The sequence below is a fragment of the Burkholderia sp. KL41 genome, assembly GCF_057005415.2.
Map to the genome: position 1 here is coordinate 1406043 of NZ_CM174446.1, position 12827 is coordinate 1418869.

Consider the following 12827-nt stretch of genomic DNA (forward strand, 5'->3'; position numbering starts at 1 on the left):
GTCGGGCCGCGCTCCGCTACTGCTGCGCGGCGGTTTGCGGTGCCCGCGGCGTCTGGGCAAGCCACGACGGGCTCGCGGCCTGCACGAGTTCGCGGTTGCGTGCGCGCGTCTCGGCGCTCGGCGGGTAGTTGCCGTCGTTCGTCGGCAGTTCGCCGTCGAGATAGGCCTGCTTGAGCTGGGCGATGACTTCCGCGCGTGTCAGGCCCGGTTCGGGCGCAGCGGCGTCGGTCTGGGCAAAGGCGGGGGACAGCAGGGCGGCGGCGGCGGTCGCGACGGCGAATCGCAAGACATTCATGGCGTGCTCCGATCAAGGGGACGGGACACCGGATGCGCGCGGCGGCTGCCGTGCGTTCCGATGGGGTCCATTGTCGTGAGCGGGTGCTGCGCGGACGATGACGCGTTCCGGGCAGAACGGTCAGTTGCGGGCGCGGCCGCCCGCGCGTGCGCGCGTCGTGCCCGGTGAGCTTACAACTCCGACGCGGCCGTGATCAGCGTGGCTTCGAGCGCGAGCGTCGATCGCGACGCGGCCGCCGGCCGGTCGATCACGTATTCGAGTTCGCCGAGCTCGGGCAGCCCCGCGTCGAGCCGCGCGAGCCCGGCCGGGATCACGTAGCCCGCGAACGCGCTGACGCCGAGCCCCGCGCTCGCGGCGGCGCGCAACACCGCGACGCTGCTGCTGACTACCGCGATCCGGTATGGCCGCCCGACGGCTTCGAGCGATTCGAGCACGCGGCGGCGCGACACGCTCGGCTCCGGATGCATCGCGAGCGGCAGCACGGCCTCGTGGCCGGTAATCCGCGAATCGGGGCCCGTGCACCAGTACAGCGGCTCGCTGCGGATCACGCGGCCGCGCCGGCTGCCCGCGATGCGCTTCGCGAACACGAGATCGTGCCGCCCTTCGTCGAGCGCGTCGAACAGGTCGCCCGACAGCCCGGTCGAGATCGCGAGTTCGACTTCCGGATTGCGCTGCACGAAGCTTGCGAGCGCGGCCGTCAGGTGCGCCGACGCGAAATCCTCCGACATCGCGAGCCGCACCTTGCCCGACAGCGGCGGCCCGCACACCGACGTGACGGCTTCGTCCATCAGTTCGAGGATGCGCACCGCGTAGCGGAACAGCGCGTCGCCGTGCTGCGACAGGTGCACGTTGCGCGTGTCGCGTTCGAACAGCGGCCGGTCGAGCAGCTCCTCGAGGCGGCGGATATGCTGGCTGACGGTCGACTGCGACAGGCTCACGCGCTCGGACGCGGCGGTGAAGCTGCCGGACTGGGCGACGGCGACGAAGCTGCGCAGCAGCTCGGGCGGTAACGGGCGCATTGCTAAATCCACTGAATCGGTTTCGACAACTTCATAAATGGCCGGATATTGCGGCGCTAGTATCGGATCACGCCTCGGTGCGTGCCCGTCACGGCGCGCACCGGATGCGTAGCCCGCGTCGTGCCGGCGGCTGCATCGGTCAGTCTACGGCATCCGGCGTCCGGCCCGAAACCGCATCATCCCATCGACCGCCCGAGAACGCGCCCGCACGACGGGCCGCCGGGCCGCGGCGCACCGCCGCAGGAGACAAGTCCGCGCACGGGATCGGCGTGCGGGGCCGGTTCCTGCATGCGTCCGGCGCCCGTCACGAAGAGACTGGAGACGACTCATGATCATCTACGGAACCGCGCTGCTGGCGTTCTGCCACCTGGCCGGCCTGTTCCTCGGCGACCTGCTCGGCAGCGCGATCGGCGTGAAGACCAACGTCGGCGGCGTCGGCATCGCGATGCTGCTGCTGATCTGCCTGCGCCTGTGGCTGCACCGGCGCGGCTGGCTGCCGAAGGAAACCGAGGCCGGCGTCGGGTTCTGGGGCGCGATGTACATCCCCGTCGTCGTCGCGATGGCCGCGAACCAGAACGTCGTCGCCGCGCTGAAGGGCGGCCCCGTCGCACTGCTGGCCGCCGTCGGCGCGGTCGCGATCTGCGCATGCTGCATTGCGGTACTCGTGCGCACCGGGCGCGACGACACGGCCTTCGCGGCCGTGCCGCAATTCGAAGAACAGTGACGGAGGCCGCCATGCTGCAGATGCTCGAAAAAGTCGTCGCCCACAACGGGCTCGTCGCGTCGTTCGCGCTGGTCGGCCTGATCATGTGGCTGTCGTCGATCGCGTCGCGCAAGCTCACCTTCGGCCGCGTGCACGGCTCGGCGATCGCGATCGTCATCGGCCTCGTGCTCGCCTATGTCGGCGGCGCATTCACCGGTGGCGAGAAGGGGCTGGCCGACGTCAAGCTGTTCGCCGGCATCGGCCTGATGGGCGGCGCGATGCTGCGCGATTTCGCGATCGTCGCGACCGCGTTCGAAGTGCAGCCGACCGAGGCACGCAAGGCCGGGCTCGTCGGCGTCGTGTCGCTGCTGCTCGGCACCGTGCTGCCGTTCATCGTCGGTGCGTGCATCGCGCGCGCGTTCGGCTACACCGACGCGGTCAGCATGACGACCATCGGCGCGGGCGCCGTCACCTACATCGTCGGCCCCGTGACGGGCGCGGCGATCGGCGCGAGCTCCGACGTGATCGCGCTCAGCATCGCGACGGGGCTCGTGAAGGCGATCATCGTGATGGTCGGCACGCCGGTCGCGGCCAACTTCATGGGCCTGAAGACCCCGCGTTCCGCGATGATCTTCGGTGGCCTGGCCGGCACCGTCAGCGGCGTGAGCGCGGGGCTCGCCGCGACCGACCGCCGGCTCGTCCCGTATGGCGCGCTGGTCGCGACGTTTCATACGGGTGTCGGCTGCCTGCTCGGGCCGTCGGTGCTGTTCTTCACGACGCGCGCACTGGTCGGCGCGTAGCGCGCTGCGATGCGGCTGCAAGCGTGCGGGCCGCATCCATCGCGGCGTCCTCTGAGTCGCATTCGTCAACATCATCAATCGGCGGCGGCGCCAGGCTTAGAATGCCGCTGAACCATCGAAGCGGGAGAACTGTTCATGACGGGATGGAATCACGCGCGGCAGGCGCGCGATGCACGCCTCGCGGCCGGTGCGCGTTTCGCGCAGGGCAAGCGGGTCGATGCGCGCGACGCCGTCGCGTTGCTCGAAGCGGTGCTGCGGCCCGGCGACCGCGTGTGCCTCGAAGGCGACAACCAGAAGCAGGCCGACCTGCTCGCGACGGCGCTCGCCGACGTCGACAGCGCGAAGATTCACGACCTGCACATGGTGCAGTCGGGCGTCGTGCTGCCCGAGCATCTCGACGTGTTCGAGCGCGGCATCGCGAAGCGCCTCGACTTCGCGTATTCGGGCCCGCAGTCGCAGCGCATCGCGAAGCTGCTGTTCGGCGGCAAGATCGCGCTCGGCGCGGTGCACACCTATCTCGAGCTGTTCGCGCGCTACTTCATCGACCTCACGCCGCAGGTCGCGCTGATCGCCGCGGTCAGCGCCGACGCCGACGGCAACCTGTACACCGGCCCGAACACCGAAGACACGCCGACCGTCGTCGAGGCCACCGCGTTCAAGGACGGCATCGTGATCGCGCAGGTCGACCGCATCGTCGACAAGGTGCCGCGCGTCGACATTCCCGGCGACCGCGTGCACTTTGTCGTCGAAGCGGGCCGGCCGTTCTACGTCGAGCCGCTGTTCACGCGCGACCCGGCCGCGATCACCGAAACGCAGATCCTCACCGCGATGCTCGCGATCAAGGGCATCTACGAACCTTACGGCATCAAGCGCCTGAACCACGGGATCGGCTTCAACACGGCCGCGATCGAACTGCTGCTGCCGACCTACGGCGAGAAGCTCGGGCTGAAGGGCAAGGTCTGCTCGCACTGGGCGCTCAATCCGCACCCGACGCTGATTCCCGCGATCGAATCGGGCTGGGTCGAGCAGATCCACTGCTTCGGCTCGGAAGTCGGCATGGACGACTACATCCGCGCGCGTTCCGACGTATGGTTCACGGGCTCCGACGGGTCGCTGCGCTCGAACCGCGCGTTCTGCCAGACGGCCGGCCTCTACGCGTGCGACATGTTCATCGGCTCGACGCTGCAGATCGACCTGTCCGGCCATTCGTCGACGGTCACCGCCGAGCGCATCGCCGGTTTCGGCGGCGCGCCGAACATGGGCAGCGACGCGCGCGGCCGGCGTCACCCGAGCGAGCCGTGGCTGAAGGCCGGCGCGGAAGCCGAGCCCGATACGCCGGCGGCACTCAGGCGCGGCCGCAAGCTCGTCGTGCAGATCGGCGAGACGTTCGGCGACAAGAACGTGCCGATGTTCGTCGAGAAACTCGACGCGCTGAAGCTCGCCGACAAGCTGCAGCTCGACCTCGCGCCGATCATGGTCTACGGCGACGACGTCACGCACATCGTCACCGAGGAAGGGATCGCGAACCTGCTGATGTGTCGCGACAAGGACGAACGCGAGCACGCGATCCGCGGCGTCGCCGGTTATACGGAGATCGGCCGCGGCCGCGACCGGAAGATGGTCGAGCGGCTGCGCGAGCGCGGCGTGATCCGCCGTCCGGAGGATCTCGGCATCGATCCGCTCGACGCCGATCGCCGCTGGCTCGCCGCGCGCTCGATCAAGGATCTCGTGCACTGGTCGGGCGGGCTCTATGCGCCGCCGGCCCGGTTCCGCAACTGGTGAGGAAGAGGGCATGGAACAGTTGAACTATCGCTTCACCGCGCGCGAGCGCGCGAAGGGCGAGCTGGCCGCGGCGCTCGTCGGCGTGGTGGCATCCGGCAATCTCGAGGTGCTCGTCGAGCGCGTGCTGCCGGGCAACGAATGCGAGATCGACATCCGCACCGCGGCGGTCGGTTTCGGTGCGGTGTGGCAGGCCGTCGTCACGGATTTCGTCGAGCGGCGCACGCCGGGCGGCCTGAAGCTGTCGATCAACGACGGCGGCGCGCGGCCCGACATGGTGTCGCTGCGGCTCGCGCAGGCCGTGCGCGCGATCGAGGGGGACGCATGATGAACGATGCGATCCACGACACGCCCGCGTTCGTCGCGAATGGGGCGAGCTGGTACGAAGCGTCGGCGCGGCAGCGCGTCGACGGGCTGCTCGACGCGGGCAGCTTCGACGAATTCCTCGGGCCGGCCGAACGCGTGACGAGCCCGCACTTGCCGCTGTTCGACCTGCCGCAGCAGTTCGACGACGGGATGGTGGTCGGCCACGGCCGGCTCGACGGGCAGCCGGTGTTCGTCGCCGCGCAGGAAGGCCGCTTCATGGGCGGGGCGTTCGGCGAAGTGCACGGCGCGAAGCTCACCGGGCTGCTGCGCGCCGCGCGCGAAGTCGGCAAGCCGGTGCTGATCCTGTTCGATACGGGGGGCGTGCGGCTGCAGGAGGCGAACGCGGGCGAACTCGCGATTGCCGAGATCATGCGCGCGCTCGTCGAAGCGCGTGCGGCCGGCGTGCCGGTGATCGGGCTGATCGGCGGGCGCGCGGGCTGCTACGGCGGCGGCGGATTGCTCGCCGCATGCTGCTCGGCGCTCGCGGTGTCGGAGCAGGGCCGTATCAGCGTGTCGGGCCCCGAGGTGATCGAAACCAATCGCGGCGTCGAGGAGTTCGATTCGAAGGACCGCGCGCTGATCTGGCGCACGATGGGCGGCAAGCACCGGCGGCTGATCGGCGGCGCGGATCGCTACGTGGCCGATACGCCGGACGCATTCCGCGCGGCGGCGCTCGAGCTGATCGGGCGTGCACCGGCATTCGATGCAACGATGCTGCGTGCCGAGCAGGCGCGTCTCGAGGCGCGTGTCGAACGGTTCGGCGCATGCAACGATGCGCTCGACGTCTGGCGCGCGCTCGGGGCCGACAATCCGGATGCGATTCCGGGCATGCCGGACGACACGTTCGTGTCGCTCGCGGATCAATTGCAGGAGAGCACGCATGACGCTCGATGAAGTGCTGAATGCCTTGTTTCCCCAGGGCCATTCGATCGCCCGCACCGGCGGCCTGTTGACGGGGCATGCGGAACTGGCCGGTACGCGCGTCGACGTGATCGGCGTCGCCGACCGCTTGCCGTTCGGCATCGACGAGGCGCTGACGCTCGCGGCGCGCGTGCTCGACACGATCGCGCGCGGCGGCGACACGCCGATCCTCGTGCTCGTCGACAGCGACAGCCAGCGGATGAGCAAGCGCGACGAACTGCTCGGCCTGAACGAGGGGCTGTCGCATCTCGCGAAGTGCCTGATGCACGCGGATCTCGCCGGGCACAGGACGATCGGCGTGCTGTACGGCCACACGGCCGCCGGCGCGTTCATCGCGACCGCGCTCGCGACGCGCACGCTGCTTGCGGTGCCGGGCGCCGAACCGGAAGTGATGGACCTGCCGTCGATGTCACGCGTGACCAAGCTGCCGATCGACGTGCTGAAGGAGATGGCGCGCTCGACACCGGTGTTCGCGCCGGGGCTCGACAATCTCGTGAAGATGGGCGCCGTCGACGCCGTGCTCGATCCGGCCCGCGCGCTCGACGCGCAGGTCGGCGAATGGCTCGGCAAGCCGGCCGAACGCGTCGACCGGCGCGCTGCGCGCGGCCGGCCGGTGGCTGCCGATGTCGCGCGGCGCGTCGAGGCGCTCGCGCGTGCCGCGCGCTGAGATGCCGCTGCGCCGCCACACGCTCGTCACGTTGACGGCGGCGGGGTGGGGCGCGGCATTCGCGCGCGATCCCGCGCTCGCCGCCGATCCGCTCGTGCAAGCGTGGGCCGCGCGCGGCCGGCCGCTGATCGTGCGCCGCGCGTCGCCCGACGAGGCCGATGCCGGCCGCGTGCCGCTCGGCCTGCCGCTGCCGCCGTCCGCGGGCAAGCGGCGCATCGCGCTGAACGCAGCGGCCGATGCGCTCGCGACGGTCAGCCCGCTGCCCACGTTGTCCGACGTGCTCGCGGCCGCGCCCGACGCGTGGCGTGCACCGTTGCGCGAGCTCGATGCACTCGGCGCGCGGTGCGGCGTGCAGGGCCGCGTGTTCGGCAGCCTCGCATGGCAGGCGCTGACGGGCGAGCCGTACCTGGGCGAGTCGTCCGACCTCGACATCGTGTTCCCGCTACCGGAAGCGGCATCGGTCGCGCCGCTGCTCGACGGCCTTGCGGCGATCGACGGGCGCGCGCCCATGCGCATCGACGGCGAACTGCTGCGCAACGACGGCGCGGGCGTCAACTGGCGCGAACTGCATGCGCGGCAGCCTGAAGTCGCGGTCAAGACGGCGATCGCCGTCGAACTGATGCCGGTCGACGCCTTCACCGGGGGCGCACGATGAGGGTATGGGCCGCCTGCCGCATACCGGCGCCGTCCGAAGCCGGGCGCATCGCCGAACTGGCCGAGCGCAGCCTCGTGCTCGAGATCGAGACCTATCCGAAGCCGGGGCTCGTCAGTCACGTCGACACCGGCAGTCATGCCGACATGGATGCCGCGACCTTCGCACGCAGCGCCGCCGTGCTGCGGCCTTACTTCGCGGAACTGGCCGACGCAGGCGCGCGCGATGCGGACATGGCCGTGCTGCGCAAGATCGGCCTGCGCGCCGAGCACGCGATGCTCGCCGCGACCGGCGGCGTCAACACGCATCGCGGCGCGATCTTCGGGCTCGGGCTGCTGTGTGCGGCGGCGGGCCGGCGTGCGATGCCGGGCGCCGTGCCGGGCGGGACGACGCTCGGCGCGTTCGTCTCCCGCCGCTGGGGCGCCGACATCCTCGGCGGCCCGCGCCTGCCTGACAGCCACGGCGAACGCGCGAGCCGCCGCTACGGCGTCGGCGGCGCGCGCCGCGAGGCGGCCGACGGTTTCACGACCGTCTATGCGGTCGGGTTGCCCGCGCTGCGCCGCGCGCGGCGCGACCTGCCCGGCGACCCGGAAGCGGCGCGCGTCGACGCGTGCTTCGCGCTGATCGCCGCGCTCGACGATACGAACCTGCTGCACCGGGGCGGGCAGGACGGCCTCGAATTCGCGCAAGCAACCGCACGCGCGTTCGTCGCACGCGGCGGCGTGCGGGCGCGCGACTGGCGGCGACGCGCGGCCGCCGCGCATCGTGCGTTCGTCGCGCGCCGGCTGAGCCCGGGCGGCGCGGCCGACCTGCTCGCGATGAGCGTCTTCGTCGATGCGCTCGAAGCCGACGGAGGCGAGCGATGACGCTGGCCATCCTCTGCTCGGGACAGGGCGCGCAGCGCGCCGACATGTTCGACCTGACCGGCACTGCACCGCAGGCCGATGCGCTGTTCGCACACGCCGGCCGGCTGCTCGGCGACGATCCGCGCGCGTGGGTGCGGCAGGCCGGGCCGGACGCGCTGCGTGAAAACCGTGCCGCGCAGATCCTCTGCACGGTCCAGGCGCTCGCGGCGGCCGCGCTGCTCGACGCGGTGTGGCCGCGCCGGCGCTGCGTCGCCGGCTACAGCGTCGGCGAAGTCGCGTCGTGGAGCGTCGCGGGGATGATCGAGCCGGACACCGCGCTCGACCTGGCCGATGCGCGTGCGCGTGCAATGGATGCCGCGAGCGGCGGCGACGAGCGGATGGTGTTCGTGCGCGGCCTGACGCGCGCCCGGCTTGCGCGATTGTGCGACGGCCGCGACGCGGCGATCGCGATCGCGAACCCGGGCGACGCGTTCGTGGTCGCGGGGCGCCAGCCCGATGTCGATGCGGTGGCCGACGACGCGTCGCGCGACGGTGCGCTGCGCGTCGCGCCCGTCTGCGTGCGGATCGCGTCGCACACGCGCCGGCTCGCCGCGGCCGTGCCGGTGTTTCGTGCGTCGCTCGCCGCGGCTCACGTGCGGCGGCCGTTGCCCGGCACGCGGCTCTTTTCGGGTATCGACGGCGCGTCGGTGCTCGACGTCGACGCGGGACTCGACAAGCTGGCCCGGCAGATCGCGGAGCCGGTCGAGTGGGCGGCCTGTCTTGCCGCGTGCGTGGAGGCCGGTGCGACCGCGTTCCTCGAGCTCGGCCCCGGCCGCGCGCTGGCCGAGATGGCCGGCAGCGCATATCCCGCGCTGCCGGCGCGCAGCCTCGCGGATTTCCGTTCCGTCGACGGCGTCGCGAGCTGGCTCGCGCGTGTCGCGGCGGGCTGATCGACGGCCCGGAAGACCCTCGCCGGAGTCGCCTTTCGCGCTGTGTGTTGCGCCGGCGCAGCAGCCTTGCAGCCGGCGCTTGCCACACGAATTGGCGTCGCTAAAATGGCGCCCGCCATGAGACCAGCCGCCTTCCTTCTCGCCGCGCTCTGCTGCGCGGCGAGCACCCACGCCAGCCAGATTCCGTCCGACGCCGCATCGGTCGGCACATACTTTTCGTATGACAATGCGGCGGCCGACGCGACCGTCGACCTGATCGAGCAGGCGCAGCGTCGCGTGTTGCTGGCCGGCTATACGCACGTGCCGCCGGCGGTCGCGAGCGCGCTGCGCGCGGCCCGCTCGCGCGGGATCGAGGTGCGTGTCGTGCTCGTGCGGTCGCCGCACGCGGGCCGGTACAGCGGTGCGGGCTATCTGAAATCGTCGGGTATCGACGTGGCGATCGAGTCGCGGCATGGCGATCCCGCGCCGCGCTTCGTGATCGTCGACGACAGCGTCGCGCTGACGACGCTGTCCGAAGGGGCGGCTGCGCACGCGGAAACGGTGAACGTGTTCCAGCGCGCGCCCGAGCTCGCGCAATCCTATGCTCAGTCGTTCTGGCGGCTGTACCGGCAGGCCGGCGGCCTCTGACCCTTTCCTTCGGTGCACCGCGTGTCGGTGTGACCCTGCTTGCATCGGCGCTGCCGATGAACCATGCTCGTTGACAGGCGCCGGCGTGGGTTTCGCGCATCCGGCGCAACGGCAGGGAGCCGAACGTGTTCGAGTGTTTTGCCGATCGCACCGATGCCGGCTGCCAGCTGGCCGACGCGTTGCGCGATTATGCGGGCCGCGGCAATGTCGTCGTGCTCGCCTTGCCGCGCGGCGGCGTGCCCGTCGCGTATCCGGTCGCCTGCGCGCTGCACGCGCCGCTCGACGTGCTGGTCGTACGCAAGCTCGGCGTGCCGTCCGATCCCGAGCTCGCGATGGGCGCGATCGCGACGGGCGGTGCGATTCATCTGCAGCGTTCGGTGCTCCGCTCGATGAGTGTGTCCGACGCGCAGCTCGCCGATGTGATCGCGCGCGAGACGGTCGAACTGCATCGCCGCGAGGCGCTGTATCGCGGTGCCGCGCCGCCGCTGCCGGTCGAGGGGCGCATTGCGATCGTCGTCGACGACGGTGTCGCGACCGGCGCGTCGATGCGCGTCGCGCTGCAGACGTTGCGGGAGCGTCACCCGGCGCGCATCGTCGCGGCTGCGCCGGTCGCGCCGGCGGGCGCGCGGCACGCGTTCGACGATCTGGCCGATGCGTTCGTCACGGTGTGGCAGCCGCTGCCGTTCTTCGGGATCAGCCAGTTCTACGCGCGCTTCGAGCAGACCAGCGACGACGAGGTACGCGCGTTGCTCGACGCGGCCCGGCCCTGACGCGGCATCAGGTGCGCCTGATGCGGCGCGGGCGGGGGCGGCGGGTTTCGGCCCACGCGAGCAGGCGCTGCAGCATCGGATGGACCTCCCCGCGCCAGCGCACCCCGGTAAACAGCCCGTAGTGATCGCAATCGCCGATGTCGACGCGGTAGCGCTCGTCGTCGGCGAGGCCGCTGCACATGTCGAGCGCCGCATGCGTCTGGCCGGCGCCCGTGACCGCGTCGCATGCGCCTTCGACGGTCAGCAGCGCGACGCCGCGCAGCGCGGCCGGCTCGACGCGCCGCCCACCCACGTCCCAGGTACCGACCGCGAGGCTCATGCGCTGGAACACGATGTCGATCGTGTCGAGGAAATACTCGGCGGGCATGTCGAGCAGCGCCGTGTATTCGAGCAGCGCACGCCGTGCGCCGGCGAGCCCGGTCATGTCGAAGCGCGACGCGGCCAGCGCGTACGCTTCGATCAGCGACAGGAAGCGCTGCGGGTACACGAGCGCGATCTCGCCCTGCTGCAGATAGGTGGGAAACACGTGGCGGCCATGCCCCGCGAAACCCGGCGGCACGATGTCGATCAGGTGGCGGCGGCACCAGCCCAGCGAATGGGCCGCGGCGGCGGTGCCGAGCGCACTCGGATTCCGGCGCGCGTCGAGCGGGCCGCCGATCAGCGTGACGCTCGCGGGCGGTGCGAGACCGCGAGCGGCGCGCAGTGCGAGCGCGCCGAGCACCGGCACGGTTGCCTGGCACACGGCAACGACATGCAGCGGCCGGTCGTCGTGCATGAGCCCGTCGACGAAGCCGTCGAGCGTCGCGACATATTCGTCGAGCCCGAAGCGGCCCGCCGCGAGCGGCACGTCGCGCGCATTGCGCCAGTCGGTCACGCAGACGTCGCCGTCCGCGAGTAGCGTCTCGACGGTTTCCCGCATCATCACGGCCGCATGCCCGGCGAGCGGCGCACACAGCAGTACCGTGCGCCGCGCATCGACGCGCGTGAAGCGCCGCAGGTCGCAGAACGGCGTGCGCGCGACGATGCGCTCACCGACGGCCGGCCACCCGATGTCGAAGTGCGGGGGCTCGCCCGGCGGCCCGAGCAGCGGCTCGAACAGGTCGTCGTAGCACGACGATGCGGCGTGCGGCAGCGTGGCCGCGGGCCACGCGTCGAACGCATGCCGCGTCGCCGCGCGCCAGGCGCGCATCCATTCCCGCTGCTGCTCGACGAGGGCGTACCACATGGCGAACCTTGGGGCCGAAGGGGCGTGAACTTGCATTATGGTCACTGTGGCCGGACAACGTGAGCCCCGCGTGCGGCGGGCTGATGCGCATCAAGCGCACGGGCGCGCTAGGCGAAGCCCTGCGGCGCTGCTACAGTCGTCGATCCCATTCCCTCAAGCGGAGCGTTTGCGATGAAGCTGATCGGCATGCTGGATTCCCCGTTCGTGCGCCGTGTCGCCATTTCGGCGAAGCTGCTCGACCTCCCGTTCGAACACGAGTCGATCTCGGTGTTCCGTCATATCGAGCAGTTCAGGGCGATCAATCCGGTCGTCAAGGCACCGACGCTCGTGACCGACGATGGTGCGACGCTGATGGATTCGTCGCTGATCATCGATTATCTCGACCATCGGGTCGCGCCCGCGCGGCGGCTGCTGCCCGAGGATGCGGCCGCGCGCCTGAGCACGCTCGTGCCGGTCGGTTTTGCGCTGGCGGCCGCCGAGAAGAGCGTGCAGGTCGTCTACGAGCAGGCGCTGCGTCCGGCCGACAAGCAGCACGCGCCGTGGCTCGAGCGCGTGCTGAGCCAGATCGAGGGCGCATACGGTGCACTGGACCCGCTCGTCGCCGCCGCGAACGGCTGGTTCGGCGGCGCGCGCCTGCTGCAGTCCGACGTGACGGTGGCGGTTGCATGGCGCTTCACGCAGTTCATGGCGGCCGACTACCCGGTGCTCGCGCGGATCGATCCGGCCCGTTATCCGGCGCTCGCCGCGCATTCCGCGCGGGCGGAAGCGCTGCCGGCCTTCGTCGAAACGCCGCTCGCGTAGGCTCGCCGGCGGGCCATCCGGCTGCGGCGGGCCGCTGCCGGATGGCCGCCGGGCCTTGCCAGGCAAGCGTCGGCCGATTGTTCTCCGCGGCTGACAAGTGACTTCGCATTCGTGCGGTTTATCCGGCGGGCGCCGATCCCTAGAATCCACTCCATCGAATGACGCCTTGCCTGATGGAGCTGATGATGCGAACCCTGATCGAATCGAGCCTGTACCACCCGTCCGTCGTGTTGCCGCTTGCCGCGCTGACGCAGTTGATGGTCGAGCGCGATTTCAATCTCGGTCAGGTCGGGCTGATCGTCGCGACGCGCGGTGCACAGGCGGCCGTGTCGCGATCGCGCGCACTGCTGTTCTGCCGCCACTGCGAAGCGCACGCATGAACGCGTACGCGGCGAGGGGATGAAAAA

16 protein-coding genes are annotated in these 12827 nt (G+C 71.1%); 13 read left to right on the top strand and 3 right to left on the bottom strand.

Translation table 11 applies throughout. The annotated features are described in order from the left end of the window. Positions 1 to 16: 16 nt before the first annotated feature. Together PQB87_RS06675 and PQB87_RS06680 are read right to left on the bottom strand one after the other, a co-directional pair. Positions 17 to 295: a DUF4148 domain-containing protein gene (locus PQB87_RS06675; RefSeq protein ID WP_048025418.1), complete on the bottom strand. Its 279-nt coding sequence runs from the start codon at positions 293 to 295 to the stop codon at positions 17 to 19. Between the two features lie 170 nt (positions 296 to 465). Further along, the gene (locus PQB87_RS06680; RefSeq protein ID WP_027787899.1) at positions 466 to 1314 is read right to left on the bottom strand and encodes a LysR substrate-binding domain-containing protein; all 849 of its coding nucleotides are present in this window, start codon (positions 1312 to 1314) and stop codon (positions 466 to 468) included. A 328-nt stretch (positions 1315 to 1642) separates the two neighbouring features. Here PQB87_RS06680 and madL point away from each other — a divergent pair, with 328 nt between their 5' ends. The 11 genes from madL to PQB87_RS06735 all read left to right on the top strand — a co-directional run bounded on the left by madL (position 1643) and on the right by PQB87_RS06735 (position 10394). Then, positions 1643 to 2038, top strand: coding sequence for a malonate transporter subunit MadL (gene madL, locus PQB87_RS06685; RefSeq protein WP_021162694.1), 396 nt, complete (start codon positions 1643 to 1645; stop codon positions 2036 to 2038). An 11-nt stretch (positions 2039 to 2049) separates the two neighbouring features. Beyond that, positions 2050 to 2817 (top strand): malonate transporter subunit MadM, encoded by a 768-nt coding sequence (madM, locus tag PQB87_RS06690; protein ID WP_021162695.1) that lies wholly within the window; start codon positions 2050 to 2052, stop codon positions 2815 to 2817. A 135-nt stretch (positions 2818 to 2952) separates the two neighbouring features. Then, the gene (gene mdcA / locus PQB87_RS06695; RefSeq protein WP_111939704.1) at positions 2953 to 4599 is read left to right on the top strand and encodes a malonate decarboxylase subunit alpha; all 1647 of its coding nucleotides are present in this window, start codon (positions 2953 to 2955) and stop codon (positions 4597 to 4599) included. Positions 4600 to 4609: 10 nt separating this feature from the next. Further along, the gene (gene mdcC / locus PQB87_RS06700; protein WP_021162697.1) at positions 4610 to 4924 is read left to right on the top strand and encodes a malonate decarboxylase acyl carrier protein; all 315 of its coding nucleotides are present in this window, start codon (positions 4610 to 4612) and stop codon (positions 4922 to 4924) included. Next, the gene (locus tag PQB87_RS06705; protein WP_111939705.1) at positions 4921 to 5856 is read left to right on the top strand and encodes a biotin-independent malonate decarboxylase subunit beta; all 936 of its coding nucleotides are present in this window, start codon (positions 4921 to 4923) and stop codon (positions 5854 to 5856) included. Before mdcC ends, PQB87_RS06705 begins: the two co-directional genes overlap by 4 nt. Beyond that, entirely contained in the window at positions 5843 to 6550 is a 708-nt protein-coding gene (mdcE, locus tag PQB87_RS06710; RefSeq protein ID WP_059681974.1) for a biotin-independent malonate decarboxylase subunit gamma, read from the top strand. Before PQB87_RS06705 ends, mdcE begins: the two co-directional genes overlap by 14 nt. Further along, positions 6537 to 7205, top strand: coding sequence for a malonate decarboxylase holo-[acyl-carrier-protein] synthase (gene mdcG / locus PQB87_RS06715; protein ID WP_111939779.1), 669 nt, complete (start codon positions 6537 to 6539; stop codon positions 7203 to 7205). The genes mdcE and mdcG overlap by 14 nt, the downstream gene beginning before the upstream one ends. Then, on the top strand, positions 7202 to 8068 hold the full coding sequence (gene mdcB, locus PQB87_RS06720) for a triphosphoribosyl-dephospho-CoA synthase MdcB (protein WP_489242718.1): 867 nt from the start codon (positions 7202 to 7204) through the stop codon (positions 8066 to 8068). Before mdcG ends, mdcB begins: the two co-directional genes overlap by 4 nt. Next, complete coding sequence (gene mdcH, locus PQB87_RS06725; RefSeq protein ID WP_175829478.1) at positions 8065 to 8997, top strand: malonate decarboxylase subunit epsilon; 933 nt, start codon at positions 8065 to 8067, stop codon at positions 8995 to 8997. Before mdcB ends, mdcH begins: the two co-directional genes overlap by 4 nt. A gap of 105 nt (positions 8998 to 9102) precedes the next feature. Beyond that, positions 9103 to 9624, top strand: coding sequence for a phospholipase D-like domain-containing protein (locus PQB87_RS06730; RefSeq protein ID WP_489242719.1), 522 nt, complete (start codon positions 9103 to 9105; stop codon positions 9622 to 9624). 125 nt (positions 9625 to 9749) lie between these two features. Continuing rightward, on the top strand, positions 9750 to 10394 hold the full coding sequence (locus PQB87_RS06735; protein WP_059681981.1) for a phosphoribosyltransferase: 645 nt from the start codon (positions 9750 to 9752) through the stop codon (positions 10392 to 10394). A 7-nt stretch (positions 10395 to 10401) separates the two neighbouring features. On the opposite strand, the gene PQB87_RS06740 is transcribed toward PQB87_RS06735, so the two are convergent. Then, positions 10402 to 11619: a polyhydroxyalkanoate depolymerase gene (locus PQB87_RS06740; protein WP_489242720.1), complete on the bottom strand. Its 1218-nt coding sequence runs from the start codon at positions 11617 to 11619 to the stop codon at positions 10402 to 10404. Positions 11620 to 11790: 171 nt separating this feature from the next. On the opposite strand from PQB87_RS06740, the gene PQB87_RS06745 reads away from it, so the two are divergent. Together PQB87_RS06745 and PQB87_RS06750 are read left to right on the top strand one after the other, a co-directional pair. Beyond that, positions 11791 to 12420, top strand: a complete 630-nt coding sequence (locus tag PQB87_RS06745) for a glutathione S-transferase family protein (protein ID WP_489242721.1) — start codon at positions 11791 to 11793, stop codon at positions 12418 to 12420. Positions 12421 to 12593: 173 nt separating this feature from the next. Then, positions 12594 to 12800 (top strand): hypothetical protein, encoded by a 207-nt coding sequence (locus PQB87_RS06750; protein WP_081064585.1) that lies wholly within the window; start codon positions 12594 to 12596, stop codon positions 12798 to 12800. Positions 12801 to 12827: the final 27 nt, after the last annotated feature.